Annotated in this window: 25 protein-coding genes and 1 pseudogene; 13 read left to right on the top strand and 13 right to left on the bottom strand. The window is 58.5% G+C overall.

Translation table 11 applies throughout. The annotated features are described in order from the left end of the window. Positions 1-226 precede the first annotated feature (226 nt). The 3 genes from ileS to QRN85_RS08115 form a co-directional block, all read right to left on the bottom strand. Complete coding sequence (ileS, locus tag QRN85_RS08125) at positions 227-3,130, bottom strand: isoleucine--tRNA ligase (protein ID WP_284757384.1); 2,904 nt, start codon at positions 3,128-3,130, stop codon at positions 227-229. A 244-nt stretch (positions 3,131-3,374) separates the two neighbouring features. Further along, positions 3,375-4,355, bottom strand: coding sequence for a bifunctional riboflavin kinase/FAD synthetase (locus QRN85_RS08120; protein WP_284757382.1), 981 nt, complete (start codon positions 4,353-4,355; stop codon positions 3,375-3,377). 26 nt (positions 4,356-4,381) lie between these two features. Further along, the gene (locus QRN85_RS08115) at positions 4,382-5,230 is read right to left on the bottom strand and encodes a TIGR01459 family HAD-type hydrolase (RefSeq protein WP_284757380.1); all 849 of its coding nucleotides are present in this window, start codon (positions 5,228-5,230) and stop codon (positions 4,382-4,384) included. Between the two features lie 193 nt (positions 5,231-5,423). On the opposite strand from QRN85_RS08115, the gene QRN85_RS08110 reads away from it, so the two are divergent. Further along, complete coding sequence (locus QRN85_RS08110; protein WP_284757378.1) at positions 5,424-6,545, top strand: acyltransferase family protein; 1,122 nt, start codon at positions 5,424-5,426, stop codon at positions 6,543-6,545. Between the two features lie 39 nt (positions 6,546-6,584). On the opposite strand, the gene chrA is transcribed toward QRN85_RS08110, so the two are convergent. Further along, on the bottom strand, positions 6,585-7,931 hold the full coding sequence (chrA, locus tag QRN85_RS08105) for a chromate efflux transporter (protein WP_284757376.1): 1,347 nt from the start codon (positions 7,929-7,931) through the stop codon (positions 6,585-6,587). Between the two features lie 141 nt (positions 7,932-8,072). Between chrA and groES the strand changes: the two genes are divergently transcribed. From groES to QRN85_RS08090, 3 genes are all read left to right on the top strand, one after another. Further along, entirely contained in the window at positions 8,073-8,369 is a 297-nt protein-coding gene (gene groES / locus QRN85_RS08100) for a co-chaperone GroES (protein WP_045229730.1), read from the top strand. A 66-nt stretch (positions 8,370-8,435) separates the two neighbouring features. Next, a complete protein-coding gene (groL, locus tag QRN85_RS08095; protein WP_062586607.1) occupies positions 8,436-10,070 on the top strand; it encodes a chaperonin GroEL in 1,635 nt (544 codons plus the stop codon). A 245-nt stretch (positions 10,071-10,315) separates the two neighbouring features. After that, entirely contained in the window at positions 10,316-10,762 is a 447-nt protein-coding gene (locus QRN85_RS08090) for a DoxX family protein (protein WP_112964034.1), read from the top strand. A 51-nt stretch (positions 10,763-10,813) separates the two neighbouring features. On the opposite strand, the gene QRN85_RS08085 is transcribed toward QRN85_RS08090, so the two are convergent. Genes QRN85_RS08085 through hisS form a run of 4 tightly spaced genes read right to left on the bottom strand, consistent with a single transcriptional unit; the run spans position 10,814 to position 14,673 of the window. Further along, complete coding sequence (locus QRN85_RS08085) at positions 10,814-11,224, bottom strand: GFA family protein (protein WP_113093956.1); 411 nt, start codon at positions 11,222-11,224, stop codon at positions 10,814-10,816. A gap of 45 nt (positions 11,225-11,269) precedes the next feature. Beyond that, complete coding sequence (gene hisG, locus QRN85_RS08080) at positions 11,270-11,968, bottom strand: ATP phosphoribosyltransferase (RefSeq protein WP_113093957.1); 699 nt, start codon at positions 11,966-11,968, stop codon at positions 11,270-11,272. Further along, positions 11,965-13,086, bottom strand: a complete 1,122-nt coding sequence (locus tag QRN85_RS08075) for an ATP phosphoribosyltransferase regulatory subunit (RefSeq protein ID WP_284757373.1) — start codon at positions 13,084-13,086, stop codon at positions 11,965-11,967. Before QRN85_RS08075 ends, hisG begins: the two co-directional genes overlap by 4 nt. Positions 13,087-13,095: 9 nt before the next feature. Continuing rightward, entirely contained in the window at positions 13,096-14,673 is a 1,578-nt protein-coding gene (gene hisS, locus QRN85_RS08070; RefSeq protein WP_284757372.1) for a histidine--tRNA ligase, read from the bottom strand. Positions 14,674-14,828: 155 nt separating this feature from the next. Between hisS and relB the strand changes: the two genes are divergently transcribed. The 5 genes and pseudogenes from relB to QRN85_RS08045 all read left to right on the top strand — a co-directional run bounded on the left by relB (position 14,829) and on the right by QRN85_RS08045 (position 16,921). Beyond that, a complete protein-coding gene (gene relB / locus QRN85_RS08065; RefSeq protein WP_113099959.1) occupies positions 14,829-15,056 on the top strand; it encodes a type II toxin-antitoxin system RelB family antitoxin in 228 nt (75 codons plus the stop codon). After that, the gene (locus tag QRN85_RS08060) at positions 15,040-15,303 is read left to right on the top strand and encodes a type II toxin-antitoxin system RelE family toxin (protein ID WP_284757370.1); all 264 of its coding nucleotides are present in this window, start codon (positions 15,040-15,042) and stop codon (positions 15,301-15,303) included. Before relB ends, QRN85_RS08060 begins: the two co-directional genes overlap by 17 nt. A 3-nt stretch (positions 15,304-15,306) precedes the next feature. Continuing rightward, the gene (locus tag QRN85_RS08055) at positions 15,307-16,071 is read left to right on the top strand and encodes a hypothetical protein (RefSeq protein ID WP_284757368.1); all 765 of its coding nucleotides are present in this window, start codon (positions 15,307-15,309) and stop codon (positions 16,069-16,071) included. Between the two features lie 8 nt (positions 16,072-16,079). Continuing rightward, positions 16,080-16,472 carry a hypothetical protein gene (locus QRN85_RS08050; protein ID WP_284757366.1) on the top strand — a complete coding sequence of 131 codons (393 nt, stop codon included), beginning with the start codon at positions 16,080-16,082 and terminating at the stop codon, positions 16,470-16,472. Positions 16,473-16,524: 52 nt separating this feature from the next. Further along, positions 16,525-16,921, top strand: a pseudogene (locus QRN85_RS08045) (DUF305 domain-containing protein). Between the two features lie 21 nt (positions 16,922-16,942). Here QRN85_RS08045 and QRN85_RS08040 read toward each other — a convergent pair. Together QRN85_RS08040 and QRN85_RS08035 are read right to left on the bottom strand one after the other, a co-directional pair. Continuing rightward, positions 16,943-17,368, bottom strand: a complete 426-nt coding sequence (locus QRN85_RS08040) for a hypothetical protein (protein ID WP_350225072.1) — start codon at positions 17,366-17,368, stop codon at positions 16,943-16,945. Positions 17,369-17,382: 14 nt separating this feature from the next. Further along, a complete protein-coding gene (locus tag QRN85_RS08035; protein ID WP_284757363.1) occupies positions 17,383-18,012 on the bottom strand; it encodes a DNA-3-methyladenine glycosylase I in 630 nt (209 codons plus the stop codon). A 188-nt stretch (positions 18,013-18,200) separates the two neighbouring features. On the opposite strand from QRN85_RS08035, the gene QRN85_RS08030 reads away from it, so the two are divergent. Continuing rightward, positions 18,201-18,923 (top strand): L,D-transpeptidase, encoded by a 723-nt coding sequence (locus tag QRN85_RS08030; RefSeq protein ID WP_112964042.1) that lies wholly within the window; start codon positions 18,201-18,203, stop codon positions 18,921-18,923. 163 nt (positions 18,924-19,086) lie between these two features. Here QRN85_RS08030 and glcF read toward each other — a convergent pair whose 3' ends face one another. From glcF to QRN85_RS08015, 3 genes are read right to left on the bottom strand one after another with little or no spacing between them, the layout of a single operon-like run. Further along, a complete protein-coding gene (gene glcF / locus QRN85_RS08025; RefSeq protein WP_284757362.1) occupies positions 19,087-20,409 on the bottom strand; it encodes a glycolate oxidase subunit GlcF in 1,323 nt (440 codons plus the stop codon). Positions 20,410-20,445: 36 nt separating this feature from the next. Further along, positions 20,446-21,657: an FAD-binding protein gene (locus tag QRN85_RS08020; protein ID WP_284757361.1), complete on the bottom strand. Its 1,212-nt coding sequence runs from the start codon at positions 21,655-21,657 to the stop codon at positions 20,446-20,448. Next, positions 21,654-23,090, bottom strand: a complete 1,437-nt coding sequence (locus QRN85_RS08015; protein WP_284757360.1) for an FAD-linked oxidase C-terminal domain-containing protein — start codon at positions 23,088-23,090, stop codon at positions 21,654-21,656. Before QRN85_RS08015 ends, QRN85_RS08020 begins: the two co-directional genes overlap by 4 nt. Before the next feature lie 120 nt (positions 23,091-23,210). On the opposite strand from QRN85_RS08015, the gene QRN85_RS08010 reads away from it, so the two are divergent. The 3 genes from QRN85_RS08010 to QRN85_RS08000 all read left to right on the top strand — a co-directional run bounded on the left by QRN85_RS08010 (position 23,211) and on the right by QRN85_RS08000 (position 26,272). After that, the gene (locus QRN85_RS08010; protein WP_284757359.1) at positions 23,211-24,119 is read left to right on the top strand and encodes a LysR family transcriptional regulator; all 909 of its coding nucleotides are present in this window, start codon (positions 23,211-23,213) and stop codon (positions 24,117-24,119) included. 78 nt (positions 24,120-24,197) lie between these two features. Continuing rightward, complete coding sequence (locus tag QRN85_RS08005; protein WP_284757358.1) at positions 24,198-25,535, top strand: glycosyltransferase family 4 protein; 1,338 nt, start codon at positions 24,198-24,200, stop codon at positions 25,533-25,535. After that, positions 25,532-26,272, top strand: coding sequence for an HAD-IIB family hydrolase (locus QRN85_RS08000; protein ID WP_284757357.1), 741 nt, complete (start codon positions 25,532-25,534; stop codon positions 26,270-26,272). The genes QRN85_RS08005 and QRN85_RS08000 overlap by 4 nt, the downstream gene beginning before the upstream one ends. Positions 26,273-26,471: the final 199 nt, after the last annotated feature.

Raw genomic sequence — 26,471 nt, 5'->3', positions numbered from 1 at the left:
ATGGAAACCCTTCCGCCCCGAAGCGCCTTCATGTCCTTCCGGACATTCACAGGGCGCTCTTTATCCTAATTCCCGTCGCCGCGCATTCTAAAAAATCGAAGTGATTTTCAGATCCATGCTTTAGCTTTCCTGACGACTGGGTAGCCCCCATTGCTGCTAAAATCCGGCCAATTTCAGGCAGGTTTACCGGATGAACGCTTAAAGTGCAATTCATCCGGCCATTTTCTTAAGCGCCGACGCCAAGTTCGCGCAACGCGGCGGCATCTCGCGCCGATACGTCGGGGAACGCAGGATCGGAGCCCACATCCGTGGTGATGCGCCAGGAACGGGCACATTTCTGTCCCTCGGCCAGCTTCTGCTCGACCGACACCTTCTGGACGTCACCGAGGCGGAAGGCATCTGCAGGACCTTCGCCAGCAACGACAGAGATGGCCGAGGTTATGCAGATTTCCGCGAAGTCCTCACCCTCAAGTGCAGCCAGCAGTTCCGGGTCGGCAACATGCACGACCGGGGCTGCTTCCAGCGAAGAACCGATACGCTTTTCGCGCCGCTCAACTTCCAGAGCGCCGGTCACAACGGTGCGCACCTTGCGGATCTTCTCCCAACGTGCGGCCACTGCTTCATTCTGCCACTCGGAAGGAATGGCGGGGAACTGCACGAGATGGACCGATTCCGCATCCGCATAACGGGACAACCATGCTTCTTCCGTGGTGAAGGGCAGCATGGGGGCGAGCCAGGTGACGAGGCAATCGAAGAGCTTCGAGATGACGCAAAGCGATGCCCGGCGCTTGAGCGACGAGGGAGCGTCGCAATAGAGCGCGTCCTTTCGGATATCGAAGTAGAAGGCCGACAGCTCGACATTGGCGAAATCGATCAGCGCGCGGGTGATCTTCTTGAAGTCGAACGCGTCGTAACCGTCGCGCACGACCTTATCCAGTTCGGACAGGCGGTGCAGCACCAGCTTTTCCAGCTCCGGCAGATCGGCATAGGAGATCTCTTCGCCCTTGTCATGCGCCAGCGTGCCCAGCATCCAGCGGATGGTGTTGCGCAGCTTGCGATAGGCATCGATATTGGTCTGGATGATGGCCTTGCCCAGACGCTGGTCTTCCCAGTAATCCGTTGTCATGACCCACAGGCGCAGAATATCAGCGCCGGATTCCTTCATCACGTCCTGCGGTGCCACGACGTTGCCGAGCGACTTGGACTGCTTGCGGCCCTGCTCGTCCATGGTGAAGCCATGGGTGACGACGGCCTTGTAAGGCGCACGGCCACGCGTCGCGCAGCTTTCCAGAAGCGACGAGTGGAACCAGCCGCGATGCTGGTCAGAGCCTTCCAGATAGACATCGGCTGGCCATTTCAGGTCAGGGCGATCTTCCAGCGTGAAGGTGTGCGTTGAGCCAGAGTCGAACCAGACATCGAGGATATCACGGACCTGATGCCACTTGGCGTGGTCATGGTCCGCACCCAGAAAACGCTCCTTGGCACCTGGCGCAAACCACGCATCGGCACCCTCGACCTCGAAGGCCTCCAGAATGCGGGCGTTGACGGCATCATCGACCAGCACTTCGCCCTTCTCATCGGCAAAGACGGCAATCGGCACGCCCCAGGCGCGCTGACGCGACAGCACCCAGTCCGGGCGGTTCTCGATCATGGCGCGCAGACGGTTCTGGCCAGCGGCAGGCACGAAACGCGTGTCGTCGATGGCCGACAGAGACCGCGAGCGCAGCGTCGTGCCGTCACCCAGTTCCTTGTCCATATAGACGAACCATTGCGGCGTGTTACGGAAGATGATGGGCTTCTTGGAGCGCCAGCTGTGCGGATAGCTGTGCTTCAGACGGCCACGGGCAAAGAGGTTGTTGGCCGCAATCAGCGCCTTGATGACACGCTCATTGGCATCACCCTTCTTGCCATTGTCGTCCATCACGCGGGCAGCACCTCCTTCGGCGGATGGGCCGAAACCGGGGGCATCTTCCGTGTAGAAACCGTCATCGCCAACCGGGAACGGGATCTTGGTCGAGATGCCACGATCTTCCAGCGCGCGCAGATTGGAGGTCCATGCATCAAAGTCTTCGCGACCGTGGCTTGGGGCGGTGTGCACGAAGCCGGTACCGGCATCATCGGTAACGTGATCGCCATCGAGCAACGGAACCTTGAAGTCATAGCCGAGTGACGCCAGCGGATGGGCACAGGTGATCGCGCCCAGTTCCTCTGCCGTAACAGGACGGACCAGCTTGAAGGTCAGTTTTGCCTTCTTCGCGGCTTCATCGGCCAGCTTCGTTGCGAAGATCAGCTTTTCGCCCGGCTGCGGGCCAAAGTCGTTCTCTGCCGCCTCCACTTCGAACAGACCGTAAGGGAAGCGCGAGGAGAAGGAGATGGCGCGGTTGCCGGGGATGGTCCAGGGCGTTGTCGTCCAGATGACGACCGACTGACCTTGAAGATCAGCGGCACCTTCAACCACCGGGAACTTCACCCAGATCATGTCGCTCTCGACATCCGCATATTCGACCTCGGCCTCAGCCAGAGCCGTGCGCTCGACAACCGACCACATGACGGGCTTGGAGCCGCGATAGAGCTGGCCGCTCTTGGCGATCTTCAGAAGTTCGCCAGCGATGCGGGCTTCCGCATGGAAGTTCATGGTCGTGTAGGGATTGTCGAAATCGCCTTCGATGCCGAGACGCTTGAACTCTTCCGACTGGACCTTGATCCAACCGGCGGCGAACTCGCGGCATTCCTTGCGGAATTCGTTGATTTCCACCTCGTCCTTGTTCTTGCCCTTGGCGCGGTAGGCTTCCTCGATCTTCCACTCGATGGGAAGGCCATGGCAATCCCAGCCGGGAACGTAGTTGGCGTCAAAGCCGCGCATCTGGAACGAGCGGGTGATGACGTCTTTGAGGATCTTGTTCAGCGCGTGGCCGATATGGATGTTGCCGTTGGCGTAAGGAGGGCCATCATGCAGCACGAATTTTTCGCGGCCAGCGGCAGAAGCGCGCAGCTTCTTGTAGAGCCCCATCTGCTGCCAGCGCTTCACCGTTTCCGGCTCTTTCTGCGGCAGGCCGGCGCGCATGGGAAAATCCGTCTGCGGCAGGTAGAGCGTGGTGGAATAGTCAATTGTCTGTGCGGTGTCGTTCATAACCGTGCCGTTCGTTGCGGGGCCCTGAAAGGTCGCGCCCGTGTCTTTGATTCAAGAAGTGCGATAACGGAAAGCGCTTCGACAAGCGCCAAAATCCCGGACCTTCCGGCTGTCACAGCGCGGGGAAGGCCGGGCCAATAATTCGGGATATCTTCATCGACCGATACTGGTGCATAATGCCGTTCTTTAAGGTGTTTCGCGCCGTTTGAAAAGCGAATAGATGACGCGCTGCGTTCCCGCCGTCTCAGAAAGCGATTTTGCTGTCCAGCGCGCCGAGCGGTGTGACGCCTGACAGAAGCGCCCTGGCCTCTTCCTCATCGCGCTTGATCTGTGCCACCAGCGCGTCCAGCCCGTCAAACTTCAGCTCGTCGCGCAGATGGCCGAAGAACGAGACCGAGCAGGTTTCGCCATAGAGGTCACCGGAGAAATCGAACAGATAGGTCTCCAGAAGGGCTGCCCCATCCTCCGTGACAGTCGGGCGGTAGCCAAAGCTTGCCACGCCATCATGCAGCGAACCATCCGGTCGGCGAAAGCGCACGGCATAGATGCCCGGCTTCAAATCCGTCTCCGGCGGCAATGCCATGTTGGCGGTGGGATAACCCAGTGTGCGGCCAAGCCTTTGCCCACCGATCACCTCTGCCTCGACCGTATATCGATAGCCCAGAAGACCCGCCGCGCCCGCGACATCGCCCTGGCTCAGGAGATCACGAATACGGCTGGACGATATGATCTCGGTACCCTCATCGCGGAAGGAATCGATCAGGACGACATCAAAACCGTGTTTCTTACCCGCCGCCATCAGATAGGCCGGGCCACCCTCGCGGCCCTTGCCGAAGTGGAAATCGACACCCGTGACCACGGCGCTGGCGCCAAGCCAGTCCACCAGAACGGATTTGACGAAATCTTCCGCCGATCGCTGCGAGAAATCCCTGTCGAACGGATATTCGATGACGGAATTGAAACCCTCGGCTTCCAGCACACGCGCCTTGATGGACGCGGGCGTAATTCTGAAGACCGGCATTTCCGGGCGGAATACGGTGCGCGGATGCGGCTCGAACGTCAGCACCAATGCGGGCACATCGCGGGCAGCTGCCAGTTCCAGCGCATGATCCAGCACGGCGCGATGGCCGCGATGCACACCATCGAAGTTGCCAATTGCGACCACGCCACCGCGCAGTTGCGGTGGCAGCGGCTCTTTTTTCTCGTTGCGATGAAAGACAGTCATTTCCGCAGGATCCCTGAACAGCCCGATCACGCCAGACGTGGCATCCACCAACCGGGGGCAGCGCCCTCTTTCTGCAGATAGTCCTTCAGAAGCGTTTCGTCGATCTCACCGTTCAACGCATAGTCCGCGGCATGGATGCCACCGGCGATGTAAAGAAGCTCAAGCCCGGCATTGATGGCGCCCTTCACGTCCGTCGGCATCCCATCGCCGATGGCCAGAACGCGGTCCTTGGAAAATTCGCCATGCACCTCTCTGGCTGCCGACAGGCAGGCCTCATAGATCGGCGAATGCGGCTTGCCTGCGATACGAACCTCCCCGCCCAGTTGCTCATAATATGCGGCCATGGCACCGGCACAGGGAATGATGCGCTCGCCGCGCTCCACCACCAGGTCGGGGTTGGCGCAGATCATCGGCACGGAACGGGCGACGAAACTCTTGAGCATGTCGGTATAGTCTTCCGGCGTTTCGGTCTCATCATCAAAGAAACCGGTACAGACGACAGCTGTCGCCTCTTCCTGCGACACGACTTCGACGTCGAGACCGTCCAGCAGCGGCATGTCGCGCTCGGGACCGAGCAGAAACACCTTTTTCGGTCCTTGCGAAATCAGTTCGCGCGTCACATCGCCGGAGGTGATGATGCGGTCATAGGCGGTGTCCGGAACGCCCAGCGCCCGCAACTGCGGAATGACGCCCGGAGCAGGACGCGGGGAATTGGTGATGAGCACCACCGTCAAGCCCGCCTTGCGTGCCGCTTCCAGCGCAATTGCAGCATCCGGAAAAGCGCTGACGCCGTTGTGCAGCACACCCCAGACATCCGAGAGAACGACGTCGAACCAGTCCGTGATTTCGCCAAGGGTGGAGATGCGTTGCGCCATGAGATGCTTCCAAGCTTCAAGAATTCATGGCGTGACATTGCAAACCGGCACGCCGATTACAAGCAAAAAAGCTGGCCCGCAAAGGCGGCCCGCCTCCGGCGAATTCGCGTTTTTGCATCGCAGCATGTTGCGAACGCACCTCTGGCGTGTTTTTATAGGGGTGGGGCTGGCTTACTCAATCGAGGAGCCATCGATGAAGAGGATAGATCAGCTCGAGGGTCTTCGCGGTCTTCTGGCCGCATGGGTTGTTCTGGTTCACCTGCTACCGGCAGCCGGTATCGACCCGGACAGCATGGGTGCGCTGAAACCCCTGATCAACGAAAAAATCCGCGTCCAGATATTCTGCATCATGAGCGGTTTTGTCATCTTCGTGATGATGTCATCGCTGTCTGAAGATTACTCGACCTACATAGCCCGGCGCATCAAACGCATCTATCCGGTCTATATATTTGCCTTCTTCCTTTCCATTGGCTTTGCATGGATAGCCTATCAGGCGCTGCACACGGCAGACTTCGGAAGTGTGCGCAATGCCGGTCGCATCGCCATTCTGGACCGCAGCTTCGAAAACTGGGAAATGAATACGCTTGCCCATATGACAATGTTGCACGGGATCATTCCCGATAGCTGGCTGCCGCTGGGCGCCTATGCCTTTCTGGGTCAGGCGTGGAATATTTCCACGGAGTTCCAGTTTTATCTGATTGCCCCGCTCGCCTTCTGGTGCCTCCACCATTCCAGCAATCTGATGCGCGTGGGTTTTCTGGCGGCCGCCGTCTTGGGCGTCTGGTATTTCCGTCACTGGCCGAATGGGGCAATCCTTGCCAATTACGCCATTTATTTCGCGACAGGCATCGCCAGCTACTACCTCTGGAAGATGCGCTGGGACGACCAGCCGTTCATGTCGCCGCCCCTCGTGTTGCCGCTGGCCGCCGTGGTCGGGTATTTCGATCTCGCCATTGGTGCCTGGATCTTCGTTTTCACCAGCGCCATCATGGTGCGGGACAAGGGCCGCAAGAAGGGTTTCGTGGCACTGTTTCTGGAGCATCCCGTCATGATGTTCCTCGGCACGGTCTCCTATTCGCTCTATCTGCTGCACATGATCCCGCTCTATGGCTGGATGTATGTGCTGAACGATCAGGGCCTCAGCCAGGGCACCTACTTCGCCATGCTGGCGGCGCTGACTTTCGCCACGGCCATTCCCTTTGCCTACCTCGCGCATAAATATGTCGAGCGGCCGTTCTACAAGTCGAAGAGCCACCGCGCCCCTTCATTGGCAACAGCGAATGCCACCGCGGGACCGGTTGTTGAAACGAAATAGCGCAGCGAATGACGTGCCGTCGGGCTCACCAGCGGCACATCACATCAGCCAAAGCCGAAGGACGCCGCCTGCAATGCCGAGCGCCAGCACCGGCACCATTCCGACCTTCCAGCGCATCAGCATCAGCAGGGACAGCACCAGCAATCCGGTCGCGAAGGGATCGAGCGTCGTCCAGACCGGCCAGGACATGCCCGGGCCGAAGCTCGGCACAACGGCGATGCGTTTGACCTCGCCAAACAGCACATGCAGTCCAAACCAGAGGGAGAGATTGAGAATGACGCCGACGACCGCAGCCGTGATGGCTGAAAGCGCTGACGAGAGGGCACGGTTGTTGCGCAGCTTTTCGACATAGGGCGCGCCGAGAAAGATGAAGATAAAGCTCGGCACGAAGGTCGCCCAGGCCGTTATCGTCGCACCCAGCACACCCGCGACCATAGGGTCGAGCCATTCCGCATGGCGGAAACCTGCCAGGAAACCGATATAGGGCAGCACCAGCACGAGGGGCCCAGGTGTGGCTTCAGCCAGCGCCAGGCCGTCCAGCATTTCGCCGGCGGTCAGCCATCCATGGGTTTCCACCGCTACCTGCGCGACATAGGCCAGCACGGCATAAGCCCCGCCAAAGGTGACGACCGCCATGCGCGAGAAGAAGCCTTGCAAATTCGCCAATGTCTCCGGCGCGGAGGAAAGGAAGATCAGCGCCAGCGGGATTTGCCAGATGACCAGCCCCAGCACGAGACCCCTTACGCGCGACAGGAGCGTGACGGATGTCGTTTCCGCATCCGTTTCACCTATTTCCACAGCGGCATGACGCGCCCGCAGAAAGCCGATCAGACCCGCTGCAAAAATCACCAGCGGAAAAGGCAGGCCGAAGACGAAGAGCGCGATGAAGGCAGCAGCGGCGATGCCTGCCAGAAAGCGGCTGACCAGTGCGCGCTTCGCCACCCTGATCAATGCCTCGATGACAATGGCCAGCACGCAGGCTTTCAAACCAAACAGCAGGCCCGGCAGCCAGTGCGTATCCTGATAGAGGCAATAGGCCGCGGCAAGAGCGACGATGGTCAGGAAGCCCGGCAGAATGAAGAGCGTTCCGGCGATGATGCCGCCACGGACGCCATGCATCAGCCAGCCGATGTAAGTGGCAAGCTGCTGCGCCTCCGGCCCCGGCAGCAACATGCAATAGTTGAGTGCGTGCATGAAGCGGGCTTCCGATACCCAGCGCTTCTCATCCACGACAATACGATGCATCATGCCGATCTGCCCTGCCGGCCCGCCGAAGCTTAAGCAACCAATGCGGGCAAAGACGGCGGTGAGCTCTGTGAGCGAGGGCCGGACGGTCGGGGAAGGGTCTGCAATATCTGTCATGAAACCCTGATAACCATTTTCCATGAAATTTTTCCGACAGGGCGTTCTTGACTCGCCAATGCTGCACCCCTATCTCTGCCTCGCTAGCACTCTCCAATGAGGAGTGCTAACAATTATCACGCGGACCTGATGGTCCGTTAAGTCATTTGATCGAGGGATTAGACAATGACAAGCACTACTTTCCGCCCGCTCCATGACCGCGTCGTTGTTCGTCGCGTTGAGTCTGAAGCCAAGACCAAGGGCGGCATCATCATTCCTGATACCGCCAAGGAAAAGCCACAGGAAGGCGAAATCGTCGCTGTCGGCACCGGCGCTCGCGATGATAGCGGCAAGCTCGTTCCTCTGGACGTCAAGGCTGGCGACCGCGTTCTGTTTGGCAAGTGGTCCGGCACCGAAGTCAAGCTCGACGGCGAAGACCTTCTGATCATGAAGGAATCCGACATCATGGGCGTTATCGGCTGATTTTAGCCGGTTCTTCTCAATCCTTACATGACAACCAATGGGCCGTGAGCCCGGGAGTTTTCTACAATGGCAGCTAAAGAAATCAAATTCGGCCGCACAGCGCGCGAAAAGATGCTTCGTGGCGTCGACGTTCTCGCAGACGCAGTGAAGGTCACGCTCGGTCCTAAGGGCCGTAACGTCATCATCGACAAGTCCTTCGGCGCACCGCGCATCACCAAGGACGGCGTTTCTGTCGCCAAGGAAATCGAACTCGAAGACAAGTTCGAAAACATGGGCGCACAGATGGTCCGCGAAGTTGCTTCGAAGACCAACGACATCGCCGGTGACGGCACCACCACTGCGACCGTTCTTGCACAGGCCATCGTTCGCGAAGGCAACAAGGCTGTTGCAGCCGGCATGAACCCAATGGACCTCAAGCGCGGTATCGACCTCGCTGTTTCCGAAGTTGTGAAGGACCTTCAGGCCAAGGCCAAGAAGATCTCCACATCTGAAGAAGTTGCACAGGTCGGCACGATCTCTGCAAACGGCGACAAGCAGGTCGGTCTCGACATTGCTGAAGCCATGCAGAAGGTTGGCAACGAAGGCGTTATCACCGTCGAAGAAGCCAAGACCGCTGAAACCGAACTCGAAGTCGTTGAAGGCATGCAGTTCGACCGCGGCTACCTGTCGCCTTACTTCGTCACCAACCCTGAAAAGATGGTTGCTGACCTCGAAGACGCATATGTTCTTCTCCACGAGAAGAAGCTTTCGAACCTGCAGGCCATGCTGCCTGTTCTCGAAGCAGTCGTTCAGACCGGCAAGCCACTCGTCATCATCGCTGAAGACGTTGAAGGCGAAGCTCTTGCGACGCTGGTCGTCAACAAGCTGCGTGGCGGCCTGAAGATTGCTGCTGTCAAGGCTCCTGGCTTCGGCGATCGCCGCAAGGCCATGCTCGAAGACATCGCGATCCTGACCGGCGGTACCGTTATCTCCGAAGACATCGGCATCAAGCTCGAAAACGTCACGCTCGACATGCTCGGCAAGGCGAAGAAGGTTTCGATCTCCAAGGAAAACACCACCATCGTTGATGGTGCTGGCCAGAAGACCGACATCGAAGGCCGCGTTGCCCAGATCAAGGCTCAGATCGAAGAAACCTCTTCCGACTACGACCGCGAAAAGCTGCAGGAACGTCTTGCCAAGCTCGCTGGCGGCGTTGCCGTGATCCGCGTTGGCGGCTCCACGGAAATCGAAGTCAAGGAACGCAAGGACCGCATCGACGACGCTCTGAACGCGACGCGCGCTGCTGTTCAGGAAGGCATCGTCCCAGGCGGCGGTACTGCACTCCTGCGCTCTTCCACGAAGATCACCGTCAAGGGTGCAAACGACGACCAGGAAGCTGGCATCAACATCGTTCGCCGCGCTCTTCAGTCGCTGGTTCGCCAGATCGCTGAAAACGCTGGTGACGAAGCTTCCATCGTTGTCGGCAAGATCCTCGACAAGAACGAAGAAAACTTCGGCTACAACGCTCAGACTTCTGAATATGGCGACATGATTGCCATGGGTATCGTTGACCCGGTCAAGGTTGTTCGCACAGCCCTGCAGAACGCAGCTTCGGTTGCTTCCCTGCTGATCACAACAGAAGCCATGATTGCAGAGCTGCCGAAGAAGGATGCTCCAATGCCTCCAATGCCAGGCGGCGGCATGGGTGGTATGGACTTCTAAGAAGTCTAGACCCTCTGAAATACGAAAGGCGGTCCCCACGGGCCGCCTTTTTTCGTTGTGGTCATGTTCATATTTGCCACCAAGCGGTCGCCATGAAACAGAGCGGATGAAGGCTGGTCGTTCGCACCACTGTCTTCAAATAGTGAACAAATTGTCTCCAGTTGTTCATCTGTATTGAGACAGCGAATTGGCGCATATGTCATTTATCAATTAACGCCAATCGGGCAACATCTTCGGAGATTTCCATGTCCAGCAGTCAGAATGCACTCGTGCTTGTTGCGCGTATTCTTCTCTCCTTCATCTTCATCTTTTCTGGCTTCGGCAAGCTGACCGACCCTGCCGGTACGGCGGGCATGATCAGCGGCGCTGGCCTTCCTGCCGCAACCGCTCTTGCCTATCTTGCAGGCGCTTTCGAGCTGATCACCGGCCTTGCCGTTCTCGTCGGCTTCCAGACCAAGGTAGCGGCCTTTGCTCTTGCCGCGTTCTGCGTGTTCACCGGTCTCGTCTTCCACAGCGGCACGGTTGCCGTTCCCGGCTGGCCTGATGCAGCTCTGGGCTGGATCAACACACTGAACGGCATCATGCTGATGAAGAACATCACGCTGGCAGGCGCCTACATTCTTCTCGGCACATTCGGCGCTGGCGCCTATTCCATCGATGCCAAGCGCGGTGTTGCAGTCGCGCACGCATAAGCCTTGACGTCTCAGACATGCAGAAGCCGCCGGATAACCCCGGCGGCTTTTCTATTGGGTGAAGTCCTTGGAATAGGCTGGTAGCTCTTCGATACCATCAAGCCATTCCGCCTTGGAGCGCGTCCAAATCTGCGCACGCGGCTTTAGGTCAGAGCGCTCGTTGATGGCACCCCATCGGATGCCCCAGATGCCATCTTCCTGCTCTGCGCTGGTGAACAAGGGCGATCCGCACTCCCCGCAAAAGTGCTGCAAGCGCATGTTGCCGTTGTCGCCTGCCTTGCGGTAAACCTTCGGCTTAGCGGCAGTCAGCGTGATATCAGAGCGTTTGGCGCGGATCGTGACGCGAAACGGTGAACCGCTTAGGCGCTGACAATCGGTGCAGTGGCAGATACCCACCTTTTCCGGGTCCGCCTCTGCTTCAAATCCAACATTGCCACAGTGGCACTGGCCCGTAATGCGCATCGCTTCCTCCATCCATTAGAAGGAGAGCATAGAGCAATTACACCCTTAGCCAAGCGCTGCCTGAACCCGAGCGATAATATCCGCCACCACGGCGTCGCCATCATGCTCGGCTTTTCGCGCCCGCACGAAACAGGCCTCGGAGCGTAAAATGACGCCATCTGTCAGAATTTTCAGATGATTTGCCTTGAGCGTCGAGCCGGTGGAAGTGATATCCACGATGATATCCGCCTGCCCTGCTGCCGGAGCACCTTCCGTGGCGCCAAGGCTTTCCACGATGCGATAAAGCTGGATGCCGTGCTGGCGCGAGAAGAACTGCTGCGTCAGCCGCCAGTACTTCGTGGCGATGGCAAGGCGGCGCCCATGGCGGGCGCGGAACTCGGAGGCCACATCGCCAAGATCGGCCATGCTGTCCACATCCAGCCAGATCTCCGGCACGGCGACGACGACATCGGCATGGCCAAAGCCAAGCCGGGCGCAGAATTCGACGCGATTTTCGACATCGCTGAGGTCTTCGCGGACAAGGTCTTCGCCGGTCACGCCGAAATCAACCGTGCCATTGCCGATTTCGCGAGCGATTTCGGAGGCCGAGAGATAGGCGATCTCGATATCGTCCCGCCCCTCAACGCGGCCTCGATAGGAGCGGTCACTGCCGATGGCGACAACCTTGAGGCCCGCGCGTTCCAGAATGGCAGACGAATCTTCCTTCATGCGCCCCTTGGAGGGCAGAGCAATGGTGATGGTCATGGTTTGGCACTCACGGCTTCGATGCGATCCAGCCAGAGCGAGAAGCCAACCGCCGGTATCTTGTCTTTCGCGCCGAGCAGCGTCATGAGCCGGTCGAAGCGCCCGCCACCGGCCAGAACCGCCGTCTCCCCTTCGACACCCACCTCGAACACAAGGCCAGTATAGTAATCAAGCGGACGCCCGAAGGCAGCACGATACTGCACGCTGTCCAGATCGATCCCGCCATTGGCAAGAGCAGCGACACGGGCATCAAAGGCAGAGAGTGCGGCATCCAGTTTCAGCCTTGCCTTGTCGGCAAACTGCACAAGCGTCTGCGAGGCCTGCGACAAGGGCGCTTGCAGGGACAAAAACTGCTTCAGCAGTTCGAAACTCTCATCCGGTAGACGCGTGGCGGCCAGCGCCAGCTTTTCGCGCAGGCGTCTGGCAATCTCCTGCGGGGCACGGCTGGCATTGGTGGAATAGCCGGTATCCTGCATGACGCTGTCGATGTAATCGACGAGAACCTTCTCATCGCCCGTGGCGAGCAGACCGGCCACCCGCGCATCAAGCCCCGTCATTGGCTTGGGGCTAACGAGGCTTTGCAGCAGGGCATCAAGCTGCACCGTATCGCCGAATGCCTGCACCAGCCGCTTCTGCCAGCCTTGCGGCAGACCAAGTGCTGCAACGACCGCTTCGAACACCTGCTGATCGCCCAGTGTAACGGAAAGCCTGCGGCCCGGAAGCAAACGCTTCAGCACGGCACTCGCGTCACTCACGGCCCGGGCATCGGCGCTGGCGATATCCGTATCGCCGAGGTCTTCGATGCCGGCCTGATAGAACTCGTTCGCTCCCTCACGGCGCTGACGGAACACCTCGCCCAGATAGGAATAGCGTTTCGGCGTGCCGGTGGCGGTTTCGATGTGGCGCAGACAGACGGGAATGGTGAACTCCGGGCGAAGGCAAAGGCTCGCCCCCGTCTCGCTTTCTGTCAAGAAGATGCGGCGGCGCAAATCTTCGCCAGCCATATCCAGAAACGGTTCCGCCGGTTGAATGACCGGGGTGTTGACCCGTGCCGTATTGCGGGCCGCAAATTCATCCAGAAGCTCTGCGGAAAAGTCTGGCATATCGATCAGAGGCATGGAAGACCTTTAAACGTCATCAGCGAGGTCGCCGACTTGATTGCGATCGTAAGCTACGGTGCGATTTTCGCTTTCTTTTGCCCGGCGGCGATCCTCGGCCTGTGCTGCCAGGATTTCTTTCACCTTGGAAACCAGCTCCGACTCCGGCACCGTTTCCTGCGCCACACGGGCTTCGCGCCATGCGGCGTTGTCCTCGATCTCACCCGACAGGCGCTTGCCTTCGATCAGGTCCTTGATCTGCACGACACCCTCGGCGCGCTCGTCACCGCCCTGAATGATGGCGATGGGCGCACCCATGCGGTCGGCATATTTCAGCTGATTGCCGAATTTCTTCCAGTTGCCCTGATACATTTCGGCGCGAATGCCTTCAGCACGCAGCGCCTGCGTGAAGCGCTGATAGCGGCCCATGCTTTCCACGTCGCCGTCCATGACGGTAATAAGCACAGGCGCAAGCGGCTTTACCTGCCCCAGCTTGCCAAGGTTCTTCAGCGCCGTCATCAGGCGCGAAACGCCGATGGAGAAGCCCGTTGCCGGAACCGGCTGCCCCATGAAACGCGATACCAGACCATCATAACGACCACCGCCGCCGACAGATCCGAAGACGACCTTCTCGCCCTTCTCGTTGGTGACGTCGAAGGTGAGTTCGGCTTCATAGACCGGGCCGGTGTAGTATTCGAGGCCACGAACGACGGAGGGGTCTATCTTGATGCGGTCAGGACCATAGCCAGCGCCGGAGACCAGCGCGCCGATCATGTTCAGCTCTTCGACACCCTCTGTGCCCTTTGATGTTCCAGCAATAAGCTTGGCGAGTTCGTCAGCGCTTTGCGCGTAATCCTTGATCCCCACGAAGAACAAGACGTTCTCGATCTGCTCGTCACCCAAACCCGCGCCCTTGGTGAAATCGCCGGATTCATCCTTACGACCGGGGCCCAGCAGCAGCTTCACGCCTTCGGGGCCAAACTTGTCGAGCTTGTCGATCGCGCGCAGCACGTTGAGGCGACGGCCAGCATTTTCCTCACCGCCAAGGCCGATGGCTTCCATCACGCCATCCAGAACCTTGCGGTTGTTGACGCGGATCACGTAATCGCCGCGCTTGATGCCGAGCGCTTCCAGCGTATCAGCCATCATCATGCACATTTCGGCATCGGCCTGCACGCCCGGCGCGCCAACCGTATCGGCATCGAACTGCATGAACTGGCGGAAGCGACCGGGGCCTGGCTTTTCGTTGCGGAAGACATATCCCGCACGATAGGTGCGGAATGGCAGCTGTATTTCGTTGAAATTCTCCGCGACATGGCGGGCAAGCGGCGCTGTGAGATCGTAGCGCAGGCTCATCCACTGGTCGTCATCATCGGTCAGCGAAAACACGCCTTCATTGGGGCGGTCGCTATCAGGCAGGAACTTGCCGAGCGCATCGGTATATTCAAACAGCGGTGTCTCGATGGGATCGAAGCCATAGAGTTCGTAGACACCACGGATTTTCTCGATCATCTCATTGGTGGCATGGATATCGGCAGCGGAACGATCCACGAAGCCGCGCGGCAGGCGGGCTTTCAGTTTCTGAGGCTTTTTTGCTTTTTCGCTCATGATGCCGGTCCAATTATCTCTTGAAATCAAGCCGGTGTCATAGAGGACGAAGCCCTATGCGGCAAGGCCGCAGCTATGCAGATTTACTGGCGTGCGGACGGAATTGATGCTAGGTGGGATACACGCATCCCACTCTGACGCCGGGAGAAGAGACCATGAGCAAACAAACCGCCATCCGACTGCCCGACGAAACCTATGAGCGCCTCAAGGCTCTATCCGAGCGCACCGGCCGCACGTCGGCCTATTATATCCGCGAGGCCATTGAAAAGCATATCGAGGATATGGAGGATTTGTATCTGGCGGAAGAGGCGACGCGGCGCATTCAGCGCGGTGAGTCGAAAATTGTAAGCGCCGAGGAGTTCTGGCGTGAACTGGACAATTGAGTACGATATCCTTGTCCAAAAACAGATCAAGAAACTTGATCCGCAAACCCGCATCCGCTCCTTCCTTCACGAAAGACTGGCGCAACTCGATAATCCCCGCAAAATCGGCGAAGCACTGCAAGGCTCCGAACTCGGCAACTATTGGCGCTACCGCGTCGGCGATTATCGCATCCTATGCGACATCCAGGACAACAGGCTGGTCGTTCTCGTCATTGAAATCGGCCACCGCCGGGAAGTCTATCGCTGAACCATGATCCTCGAAGCCATCAATTACGCCGCCACCTACGGCAAAACGCCGCCGGAATTCCGGCCTCATATACGCTATTCCGTTAATCTCTGGGCGCGAGCCAACCGCTGCCGAAAGATGTGGGCTGAGCATGAGGAAAACAGCAGAAAGTTTATTCTCGCGACCGCGTCCAGAATGCGGCAGCGCCGCACCGCTGTCGTGCTCGGTTCCGGCCTCGTGCGCGATGTGCCGTTAGGGGCACTGGCCTCCGCTTTCGATACGGTTGTGCTGGTCGATCTGGTGCATCTGGCAAGTCTACGTGCAAAGCTTTGGGCAAAGCCCGGAAACAACGTCGTTCTCAGCAGCCGCGATCTGTCCGGTTACGACGCCGTGAAGGCAGGGCAAACGCCGGAACCCTTGAGTTTTCTGCGGCAGGTGCCCTATCTCGATCTCGTCATTTCAGCCAATCTCCTGTCGCAGATCGGCACCGGTGTGCAGCACCGCCTGGAGAAAGAGCCTGGAAATGTCATGCCTGACGATACGCTGCCACGGCTTATCCGCGCGCATGTGGACGGGCTCTGCGGCTTGCCATCGAAAGTTTGCCTCATCACCGACACCGGCTTTGAAGTGACTGGCAAGGATGGAGCGGTGCAACAGATCCACGACCTGACGCACGGCGTGCAGATACCAAAGATTTCTCGGCAGTGGACGTGGCCGGTCGTGCCCTTTGGCGAAGAAAGCCGGGATTATCAGATCATCCATTCGGTGGTCGCCAGCGAGCTGGCCTGACAGCCATTGTGCTGACGTTTTTCCGTCGCTACATCTGTGCCATGCGTCCTGTCATTCATATGCTGATGTTTCTGGCCTGCCTGCTCTACGGGGCGATGCCCGCGCAGGCGGCGTTTGGGCTTTCAATCCCAACGAGCAACGCCAACAGCCAGATGTCTCACGCACAGCACACAGACCACGCCGCTTCTAAACCGGCGCCCCACCACGCTGGAATCGGCGATCCCTGCCCGCATCGGGGCAGCATGAGCCATGCGCCTTTTTGTGCCGCCTGCGTCGTCGTTATTCCGCAGTTCCGCTTTGCCTCAAAGGCAAGGTTGACGCAGGTTCATCCGCAGGGCAATCCGCAGCAGGCTTTCATCGGCAACATCCCTGCGCCGCCGTTACCCCCTCCCCGCGCCTGACCTACATTCAAATAAAAACGCAAAATTCCGTCAGACACAGGAAGGATAATCCATGTCCATGAAAACCGTCTCACTCGCCGCAATGCTTGTTGCTGCTTTCTCCCTACCCGTCTCCGCGCAGGAAGGCGGCGGCCATGCGGGCCACGACATGTCAAAGAAGACGACATCCGGCAGTGCTTCAACCGAGGCATTCACGGAGGTCGCCAAGAAGATGCATGAGGATATGTCGGTGGATTACACGGGTGACGCCGATGTCGATTTCGTGCGCGGAATGATCCCGCATCACCAGGGCGCAATCGATATGGCCAAGGTCCAGCTGCAATATGGCCAAGGTCCAGCTGCAATATGGCAAGGACCCTGAAATCCGCAAGCTCGCGCAGGAGGTCATCAAGGCGCAGGAAGCGGAAATCGCCATGATGAAGGAATGGCTGAAGTCTCGCGGTCATTGAGACCGAAGACGGAGGGGCAGCTTATGGCTGCCTCTCTACCGTTATCGTGTAATTGGCACCAAGACCCCGGCGCGATGCGCTGAGAACGAGGATGGGGCGGATCAGCCATTCGGTATCTGCGCTGGGCGTCAGCACTGCCTCGTTGTTTCCCGCATCGCTGAAGAAGATTGCGTCGTCATCCGGCTTGGCGAAATCGAAGATGGCCATGACAACGAATTCGCTGCGGCTGGCCAGCGTTATCTTCAACGTTTCCCCGGCCTTGACCTTGAGCCGGTAGACATCACCGCGCCCTTGCCGCGTCCAGCCGTTCAAGACCAGCGGCCCGCCAGGCGGCAGTGTTGCGGGTTTCAATGTCTCGCCATCGTCCAGCCAGATGCCATCCACATTGCGGCTTTCCGCCTGAACCGGTGTGGCGCAGGAAATGCCAAGAAGCAGGGCCAGAGCCATGTGTGAAAATCGGGTCACGGGCGCACAAACTCCAGCCTTTGCAGTTCGATGCGAGAGCGGCAATGGCATCCTTCGATGTGATCATTGACCATGCCCATGGCCTGCATGAAAGCATAGATGGTGGTGGGCCCGACAAAACTCCAGCCGCGCTTTTTCAGATCTTTTGAAAGGCGGGTAGATGCAGGTGTTATCGGGTTGGCGCGCAGGGTTGCATGGTCGAAAACGGGCGGACGCTCGTCCGGTTTGGGCTCGAAACTCCAGAAATAGCAGGCGAGCGAACCAAATTCGTCGCGCATCTCAATGGCACGTCGGGCATTGTTGACGGTGGAAACAATCTTGCCCCGGTGCCGGATGATACCCTTGTCCGCCACGCAGCGCTCGATATCCGCTTCGTCGAACAATGCCACCCTGTCGAAATCGAAACCGCAAAAGGCTGCTCGAAACGCCTCGCGCTTTCGAAGGACAGTCAGCCAGGACAGACCGGACTGAAACCCTTCCAGACAGATCTTTTCAAAAAGCCTGATATCGTCCTTGACGGGACGCCCCCACTCCTCGTCGTGGTAGTGGGCATAGTCCGGCAGTTCCTGCTGCCAAGAGCAGCGGGTGATGCCATCTGCGCCCGTAAAAAGTCCGGTTTCACTCATGGAGCCATTGCCTTTTTCCCTGTTGGCTGGTGATTACCATTGATTCACCCTGTTTCAAAACCGCCTGCTAACCCTATTAAAAGGTTTAAGCAAAATAGCGGCTTTTCATGATCGCGCATTTACCATTCGCTGTTTTTGAGGTGCGAACGTGACGATTATTTTCCGGTGCCATGTAGAGAGTCCACCCGATGTCGATGAAATCCGTCTTTCTGGCGCTCAGCGTTGTCTGCGCCTTCTCCATGCCAGCCGTCGCCAATGATCGCTATCGTGAACGCCCGCCGGTCGTCGTCAGCCCGGATCTGACGGCACCATGGGTCATGCAGCTTGGCGGCAGGCAGGTTCGTCCCGTGGTTTATCCCCAGCGCCCCGTTCGCCCTTCCCTTTTCCAGCGGCAGACGGTTCAGCCGCGCGCGCAAGCCGTAGCGGCCAGACCGAATACGCCGAATATGCGGATCGCTCCCCAGTTCCTGCCGCAGATGGTGCAGTATCAAGGCAAGGAAGCGCCCGGCACAATCGTCATCGATACGCCAAACCGTTTCCTCTATCTCGTCATGGCGGATGGCAAGGCACGGCGTTATGGCGTCGGCGTCGGCAAGCCGGGTTTCGAATGGGCCGGTACGCACAAGATTACCCGCAAGAATGAATGGCCAAGCTGGACGCCGCCCCAGGAAATGATTACCCGCGAGGCCGCCAAGGGACACTACCTGCCAGCCTTCATGGAAGGCGGCCCGCAGAACCCGATGGGTGCACGCGCCATGTATCTCGGCTCGACGCTTTACCGCATCCACGGCACGAATCAGCCCTGGACAATCGGCAGCAACAATTCCTCCGGCTGCATCAGAATGCGCAATGAAGACGTGACCGATCTCTATGAAAGGGTCAATGTCGGCACCAAGGTGATTGTGATCTGATGGCAACGGTTGGGTGATTCCTGCCTGCCATCCGTTGCCATGCCCTCGAAACGCACTTGTCGGCGCGACGGAATGCGTTAGAAGTAACGCATAAACTTGGCGGGGGACGTCAAGGCCGGAAGCGCTGTCAAAGCTGCATACCGGATTTTAGGAAACGGGCGGGTCAAACCGCCCGTTTTTTATTGAGTCTGCCAATGGCGTCCGGCTCCGCGCCACCATAGGCCCAATCCAGCAATTGCACGGTGTGCAGGATGGGCATGGACGCAGCGCTCGCAATCTGGGTGATGCATCCTATGTTGCCGGTGGCGATGATATCGGCCCTGGTCGCCTCGATATTCTTGACCTTTCGAGCCTTCAGCTGTGCCGAAATCTCCGGCTGGAGAATATTGTAGGTGCCGGCAGAGCCGCAGCACAGATGCCCTTCCGCCGGGTCGCGCACGGCAAAGCCCGCTGCCTTCAACAATAGCTTCGGTGCCATCACGATCTTCTGGCCATGCTGCATGGAACAGGCTGAATGATAGGCCACCGTCAGGCCGTTTCGTTCCAGCGCAGGCAGGTCGAGATCGGAAAGATATTCGGTAATATCCTTTGCGAGTGCCGATATCTTCTGGGCTTTTTCGGCATAGGCCGCATCCAGCCGCAGCATATGACCATAATCCTTGATTGTCGTTCCGCAGCCCGAGGCAGTGATGATGATGGCATCGAGACCGCCATTTTCGATTTCGCCCATCCAGACGTCGACATTGCGCCGCGCGAAAGCCAGCGCCTGCTCCTCCCTGCCCATGTGGTGAACCAGAGCTCCACAACAGCCTTCGCCCTGCGGCAATACGACCTCGACGCCGAGCCGCGTCAGAAGCCGGATGGTGGCATCGTTGATGGCCGGATCGAGAACCGGCTGGGCGCAACCGGTGAGAATGGCAACGCGTCCGCGTTTCTCGCCCTGCGGCAAATGAGAGCCTTGGTGTGCAAAGGCCGAAGCGGAGGGTACGGTTTTCGGCGAAAGATCCAGCATGGAGGCCAGCGGCTTCAGCGCCTTTGTCCAGCGCAAAAACGGTGCCAGCGGCTGGCCGAGCCGGGCGAGCCAGAGCGCCTTGCGAAACCGCTTCGGATACGGCAGCACGAAGGCCAGCAACTGGCGGATCAGCCGGTCCATCAAGGGCCGCTTATATGTGTTTTCAATGTGGATACGCGCATGATCGACAAGATGCATGTAGTCCACGCCTGAGGGACAGGTCGTTGTACAGGCAAGGCAGGACAGACAGCGATCGATATGCGTGACCACCTGCCGGTCCGCCGCCCGGTCGTTTTCCAGCATGTCCTTGATGAGATAGATGCGTCCTCGCGGACTATCCAGCTCATTGCCCAGCGTCACATAGGTGGGACAGGTCGCTGTACAGAAACCGCAATGCACGCATTTGCGCAGGATCTTTTCGGATTCGGCAACGTCAGGATTGCTCAGCTGCTGTGGCGTAAACGAGGTTTGCATCAGCGAAGACCTCTCGAGGAATGGAGATGAAGCATATCAGCGAGGTCCCATCTTGCCGGGATTGAAGATTCCGGCCGGATCAAGCTTCGCTTTAATGCGTCTGGAAAGCTCATCTTCGGCAATCACGAGTGGCTCGAAAGCCGATATGCCGTGGCGGGAAGCGGGCAATGCCCGCAGCAAAGTGGAATGGCCGCCACCAAGCGCCCGGATGTGGCGACTAAGCAAATTGGCTTCGGGATCGAACTCCATCTGCATCCACACCAGCCCGCCCTGCCAGTCGTAGAAGGCATCAATGCCCGCTTCCAGCCGCAGCGCAGCCACCAGTCTGTGGCCTTGGGAGGGTGCGACCGAAACGCGCCATAGGGGCTTTGCCTGATTTGCCGCATAGGGCGCTACATCGCGAATATCGCGCCACAGCACCCTGCTTTCATCGGCGTCAAGAAAGCGAGAGGGGCCAAGCGCCGACAGAATGGTCTGCAGCTTTTGCGCCCGCGCATCAACGGAGGCCGGAAGCCCTTCCAGCCTTAGAACGGTTGCCGCACCATCGGGCAGAGAACCATTCAGGAAACGGGACCGGACGCTTTCCGGAAGATGCGCGGCACCGGAAACCTCGGTACTGGTTGCCATGGCAGCGGCCATCACATTGGTTGCCGCGTCGTCCTCCAGCCCGGAAATGAGCAGCGTGGTTTGCGCAGGCGGTGTTGGCAGCACGCGGAAGGTGACCTCCGTCAAAAAACCAAGCGTTCCGAAAGAGCCGGCCAGAAGCTTTACCAGATCAAGTCCGGTTACGTTTTTCATCACACGGCCGCCCGCCTTGATGATCTCGCCCTTGCCATTGACGAAACGGATGCCGAGCAGGCTGTCGCGCGCAGCACCCGCCACATAGCGGCGAGGCCCGGAAACATTGGCGGCGAAAACACCGCCGATTGTCGGCTCTCCCTTTGTGCCCATCAATGCACGGTGGTCCATCGGCTCGAATGCCATCATCTGCCGCGCAGCAGAAAGTGCTGCTTCCACCTCCGCCACCGGTGTTCCAGCTTTCGCCGTCATCACCATTTCGGCTGGGTTATAGGCGACAATGCCACTGATACCGCGCGAGGACAGGGTGGCGTCTGCCTCCACACGGTTGCCGAAGCCGGAGCGCGTATTGCCACCGATGATTTCAAGCGAGCGGCCAGCCTCCGCGTAGTCGCGGATGATATCGGCAGCGCCAGCCTCATGTTCGGGAGAAAGCGCGGACCTCGTCATGCCGGACGACCATCCAGCGGGAAGACCTTGGAGGGATTGAGGATCCAGCCCTCGTCGAAGGCAGAGCGCACGGCCATCTGCTGCGCAAGGTCGGCATCGGAATATTGGTGGCGCATGAGGTCGCGCTTTTCTATGCCGACACCATGCTCTCCAGTCAGGCAACCACCCGCATCGACGCAAAGCCGTAATATGCGATTGCCCGCCTCCTCTGCTCTGGCGGCTTCGTCCGGATCATTGGCGTTGAAAAGAATGAGAGGATGCATGTTGCCATCGCCGGCGTGAAAAACATTGGCGACGCGCAGGCCGAGGCTGGCAACGATTTCACCCGTCTGCTGCAGCACATGGGAAAGCTGGCTAAGCGGCACCGTGCCGTCCATGCAGATGTAATCGGCAATACGACCGGTTGCGCCAAAGGCAGATTTGCGGCCTTTCCAGATGGCAGCCGCCTCCACCGCCGACTGGCATTCGCGCACCGTCTTGACGCCGTGCTGGCGGGCAATGGCAACGATATCGGCCAGCATGGCGTCCATCTCGTTTTCTGACCCCTCCACCTCGACAATCAAGAGCGCTCCGACATCGAGCGGATATCCGGCCTTGGCGAAAGCCTCGCAGATTTCGATGGCCGGTTTGTCCATGAATTCGATGGCAACGGGAATGATGCCCGAGCCGATGATATCGGCCACGCAGGCCCCGGCTTCATCAGAGGTCTCAAAACCGAAAAGGACGGGTCGGGCACCTTCCGGCTTGGCAAGCAGGCGCACGGTTGCTTCCGTGACGATGCCAAGCTGGCCTTCGGAGCCACAGACGAGGCCGAGCAGATCATATCCGCTTGCATCCAGATGCTTGCCGCCCAGCTCCAGCACCGTGCCGTCCACCAGCACCATTTTTACGCCAAGGAGGTTATTGGTGGTGACACCGTATTTCAGACAGTGCGCGCCGCCCGAATTCATGCCGATATTGCCGCCGATGGTGCAGGCAAGCTGCGAACTTGGGTCTGGCGCATAGAAGAAGCCTTCAGGGCTCGCGACTTCAGAAATGGACAGGTTCGTGACACCTGCCTGCACCGTGGCGGTGCGGTTGAACAGGTCCATTTCAATGATGCGGTTCATCTTGGAAAGCCCGATGACGAGCGCATCTTCCTGCGGAATGGCCCCGCCGGACAAAGACGTTCCCGCACCGCGCGGCACCACGGGAATGCCGTAGCGGTGACAATATTTCAAAAGAGCGGAGACCTGAGCCGTCGTTTGCGGCAGCGCCACGGCAAGCGGCAATCTGCGGTAGGACACGAAGGCATCTGTCTCAAAGGGTACCAGTTCGCGCGTCTCGTGGATCAGGCATTCGGGCGGCAGAAGGTCCGTAAGATCGGCAATAATCTTCGCCCTGTTGTCGAGCACGGAGGATCGCGGCTTGAGAAACTCTATCGTTTGCGACATGTGCTCCACGCGCCTCCTCCTTGCGATGCAGAGCGGCGAGTTTACGAAGCTTTGCGCCTTGGACGCAAGCCATGCAAATGCTAGAGATTGTTTCCAAATCGGAAAGAATGGCTGGCACCAATGACGAATCTTGGCGATCTGGAGGTTTTTGCAAGCGTCGCTGCATCCGGCAGCATGTCGCAGGCCGCCAAGGCGCTGGGCTATTCGCCTGCGGTCATTTCCAAACGGATCAAGCGTCTGGAAGAAAAACTCGGCGCTCGACTTTTTCAGAGAACAACCCGCCAGATTTCGTTGACCGAAGCGGGGCATGGGTTTCACCAGCGTATTCTCGCGGTTCTGGAAGGACTGGAAGAAGCCGAAGATTTCGTCTCTGGCCGGTCCAATACGCTGAATGGAACGCTGAAGGTCTCCGCGCCAACGTCTTTCGGGCGAATGCATGTCGCCCCTCACCTCAAGGGCTTCATGGACAGGCATCCGTCGCTTGTCATCAACCTCGTGCTGAGCGATGAATTCATCGATATCGTGGCGGGTGGATACGACCTCGCGATACGAATAGCTGATCTCTCCGACTCAAGTCTCGTCGCCAAACGGCTGGCACCTGTGCGCAGGGTGCTCTGCGCCTCACCGGGCTACATCGCGCAATACGGTTTGCCGCAGTCGATCGATGAGTTGAGACATCACCGCTGCCTGCCCGCCCACAATAACGATCTCTGGCGGCTGGAAGGGCCGGAGGGACCGACCAGCCTGCGGCCCGAGGGAATGTTGATTACCAACTCCAGCGAGGTTATCCGCGAAGCTGTCATTTCAGGCCTCGGCATTGCCTTGCGCTCGACCTGGGATATCGGGGCAGAGCTGAAATCCGGTACCCTCGTACAGGTCCTGCCCGCCTATGAAAGCTCGAAAAGCGTCGCGCTTTCAGCTGTCTATCCCAGCCGCAGTTTTCTCCCGGCCAAGGTCCGCCTGTTCATCGATTATCTCGCGGATCTGTATGGTCCGATACCCTTCTGGGATCAGCAATCGGAAATTTAATCGTCTTCTGATGGAACTTTTCCCGATCTAACTCATTTTTATGGGGTTATTTGGAAATTTTTACCACGATGGGACGCTATGACTACCACGAGCGAAACTGAACGCTATCCCAGGATAGCACTCATATCGACGCATGGCTACGTAGCCGCACACCCGCCGCTTGGCGCTGCCGATACCGGAGGACAGGTTGTTTATGTCCTCGAACTTGCCCGTAAACTTGGGCAGCTCGGTTACACCGTAGACCTTTATACCCGCCAGTTTGAAGACCAGCCAGAGTTTGACGAGGTGGATGACCGCGTACGCGTCGTGCGCATCCCCTGCGGCGGCAAGGACTTCATTCCCAAGGAGTATCTGCACCGTCACCTGATGGAATGGTGTGAGAACGCGTTGCGTTTCATCAAAAAAAACAATCTCAACTACTCATTCATCAACAGCCATTACTGGGACGCAGGTGTTGCCGGTCAGCGGCTTTCCGAAGCTCTGAAGGTTCCGCATCTTCATACGCCACATTCCATCGGCATATGGAAAAAGCGCCAGATGGAGACCGACTATCCGGAAAAGGCCGATACGTTCGAGCTTGAATTCAACTTCAAGGAACGCATCCAGCACGAGCTCATCATCTACCGCAGCTGCGACATGGTGATTGCGACAACGCCGGTGCAGCTGGACGTGCTGATTGAGGATTACGGCCTGAAGCGCAAGCATATCCACATGATCCCGCCCGGCTACGACGACAACCGCTTCTTCCCGGTGTCCGAGGGCTCGCGCCAGATGCTGCGCCAGCGTTTCGGCTTCGAGGGCAAGACCGTGCTGGCACTGGGTCGACTGGCGACCAACAAGGGCTATGACCTGTTGATCGACGGCTTTTCCGTTCTGGCCGAGCGTGAACCCGAAGCCCGCCTCCATCTTGCTGTCGGTGGCGAGAACATGGACGAGCAGGAAACGACGATCCTCAACCAGTTGAAGGACCGCGTGAAATTACTCAACCTTGAAAACAAGGTCGTCTTTTCGGGCTATGTCGCAGATGAGGACCTGCCGGATATCTACCGCGCCGCAGACCTTTTCGTCCTGTCCAGCCGTTACGAGCCCTTTGGCATGACGGCCATCGAAGCCATGGCCAGCGGCACGCCGACGGTTGTTACCATTCACGGCGGCCTGTTCCGAGCAGTCAGCTATGGTCGCCACGCGCTGTTTGCCGATCCGTTCGACAAGGAAGACCTTGGCATCACCATGATGAAGCCCTTCAAGCACGAGCGGCTTTACGGTCGACTGTCGCGCATGGGTGCGCACAAGGCCCGCAGCCTGTTTACCTGGACCGGTATTGCGCAACAGCTTCTTGCCGTTGTCGAAGGACGCCCGATGATGCCTGTGCTCGAGGAATCCGATTGGGCAGAACCATGGAATGACGGCGATTGAAACCGGTTCGCATATTCTCCACTGATCTCGACGGGACCGTTGTCGGCAACACAGCCGCAACGGCCCGCTTCCGTGACTTCTGGCATTCGCTGCCAGATGATGTCCGCCCCCTGCTCGTCTTCAACAGCGGACGGCTGCTGGACGACCAGTTCGAGCTGCTCGAAGGCGTACCTCTGCCGCAGCCCGATTATGTCATCGGCGGCGTTGGCACCATGCTGTCGCGCCATGACGATCCGTCGCTGCACGAGGCTTATACATCCTTTCTGGGCGAGGCCTTCGACACCGAGAAAATTCACTCTGTGCTTTCGTCGGTTTCCGGCGCGTCCATCCAGCCGGAGCGCTACCAGCACGGTCTGAAATCCAGCTGGTATCTTCATGACGCAACGGCCTCCGATCTCGCCGAAATCGAACGATTGCTGAGCGAGAACCACATCGAGGCGCGCATCGTCTATTCCAGCGACCGAGACCTGGATATCCTGCCCCGCAGTGCCGACAAGGGTGCCGCCATCCGCTGGCTCTGCGATCATCTCGACATCGGTCTTGATGAAGTCGTCGTCGCCGGGGATACCGGAAACGACCGGGCCATGTTCGAACTTCCCGGCGTGAGAGGCATTGCTGTTGGAAATGCCTTGCCGGAGCTAAAATCGCTCGCAAAAGATCGTGATAACGTCTTTTCTGCACTTGAAGCTGAGGCTGACGGCGTTATATCGGGGCTTAGACACTGGCTGTCCGTCTAGGGCAGAAATCTCGATCACTCGATATGTGTGTCGAACATCAAAAATGCTCGCTCATAAGCTGCTGCTTATTGACGTGCACCATTCATCGCCTGACAATCAGACGAATCATAGGAAAAAGCTGGGGACAGCCTTTCAGGCCGCTTCTCTATAATGTTGTGAATACTATAATTGCAACCTAACCACGTGGGAAAAGGACTGC

Source organism: Agrobacterium sp. fls2-241-TYG-188a, from assembly GCF_030209845.1.
Note: the sequence above shows the minus strand (reverse complement) of the source record. Positions and strands in the feature narration are given on the sequence as shown.

Coding starts and splice junctions, on each gene's coding strand:
- ileS (WP_284757384.1), bottom strand. CDS start 3,130: ATGAACGACACCGCACAGACAATTGACTATTCCACCACGCTCTACCTG.
- QRN85_RS08120 (WP_284757382.1), bottom strand. CDS start 4,355: ATGACTGTCTTTCATCGCAACGAGAAAAAAGAGCCGCTGCCACCGCAA.
- QRN85_RS08115 (WP_284757380.1), bottom strand. CDS start 5,230: ATGGCGCAACGCATCTCCACCCTTGGCGAAATCACGGACTGGTTCGAC.
- QRN85_RS08110 (WP_284757378.1), top strand. CDS start 5,424: ATGAAGAGGATAGATCAGCTCGAGGGTCTTCGCGGTCTTCTGGCCGCA.
- chrA (WP_284757376.1), bottom strand. CDS start 7,931: ATGGAAAATGGTTATCAGGGTTTCATGACAGATATTGCAGACCCTTCC.
- groES (WP_045229730.1), top strand. CDS start 8,073: ATGACAAGCACTACTTTCCGCCCGCTCCATGACCGCGTCGTTGTTCGT.
- groL (WP_062586607.1), top strand. CDS start 8,436: ATGGCAGCTAAAGAAATCAAATTCGGCCGCACAGCGCGCGAAAAGATG.
- QRN85_RS08090 (WP_112964034.1), top strand. CDS start 10,316: ATGTCCAGCAGTCAGAATGCACTCGTGCTTGTTGCGCGTATTCTTCTC.
- QRN85_RS08085 (WP_113093956.1), bottom strand. CDS start 11,224: ATGCGCATTACGGGCCAGTGCCACTGTGGCAATGTTGGATTTGAAGCA.
- hisG (WP_113093957.1), bottom strand. CDS start 11,968: ATGACCATCACCATTGCTCTGCCCTCCAAGGGGCGCATGAAGGAAGAT.
- QRN85_RS08075 (WP_284757373.1), bottom strand. CDS start 13,086: ATGCCTCTGATCGATATGCCAGACTTTTCCGCAGAGCTTCTGGATGAA.
- hisS (WP_284757372.1), bottom strand. CDS start 14,673: ATGAGCGAAAAAGCAAAAAAGCCTCAGAAACTGAAAGCCCGCCTGCCG.
- relB (WP_113099959.1), top strand. CDS start 14,829: ATGAGCAAACAAACCGCCATCCGACTGCCCGACGAAACCTATGAGCGC.
- QRN85_RS08055 (WP_284757368.1), top strand. CDS start 15,307: ATGATCCTCGAAGCCATCAATTACGCCGCCACCTACGGCAAAACGCCG.
- QRN85_RS08040 (WP_350225072.1), bottom strand. CDS start 17,368: ATGGCTCTGGCCCTGCTTCTTGGCATTTCCTGCGCCACACCGGTTCAG.
- QRN85_RS08035 (WP_284757363.1), bottom strand. CDS start 18,012: ATGAGTGAAACCGGACTTTTTACGGGCGCAGATGGCATCACCCGCTGC.
- QRN85_RS08030 (WP_112964042.1), top strand. CDS start 18,201: ATGTCGATGAAATCCGTCTTTCTGGCGCTCAGCGTTGTCTGCGCCTTC.
- glcF (WP_284757362.1), bottom strand. CDS start 20,409: ATGCAAACCTCGTTTACGCCACAGCAGCTGAGCAATCCTGACGTTGCC.
- QRN85_RS08020 (WP_284757361.1), bottom strand. CDS start 21,657: ATGACGAGGTCCGCGCTTTCTCCCGAACATGAGGCTGGCGCTGCCGAT.
- QRN85_RS08015 (WP_284757360.1), bottom strand. CDS start 23,090: ATGTCGCAAACGATAGAGTTTCTCAAGCCGCGATCCTCCGTGCTCGAC.
- QRN85_RS08010 (WP_284757359.1), top strand. CDS start 23,211: ATGACGAATCTTGGCGATCTGGAGGTTTTTGCAAGCGTCGCTGCATCC.
- QRN85_RS08005 (WP_284757358.1), top strand. CDS start 24,198: ATGACTACCACGAGCGAAACTGAACGCTATCCCAGGATAGCACTCATA.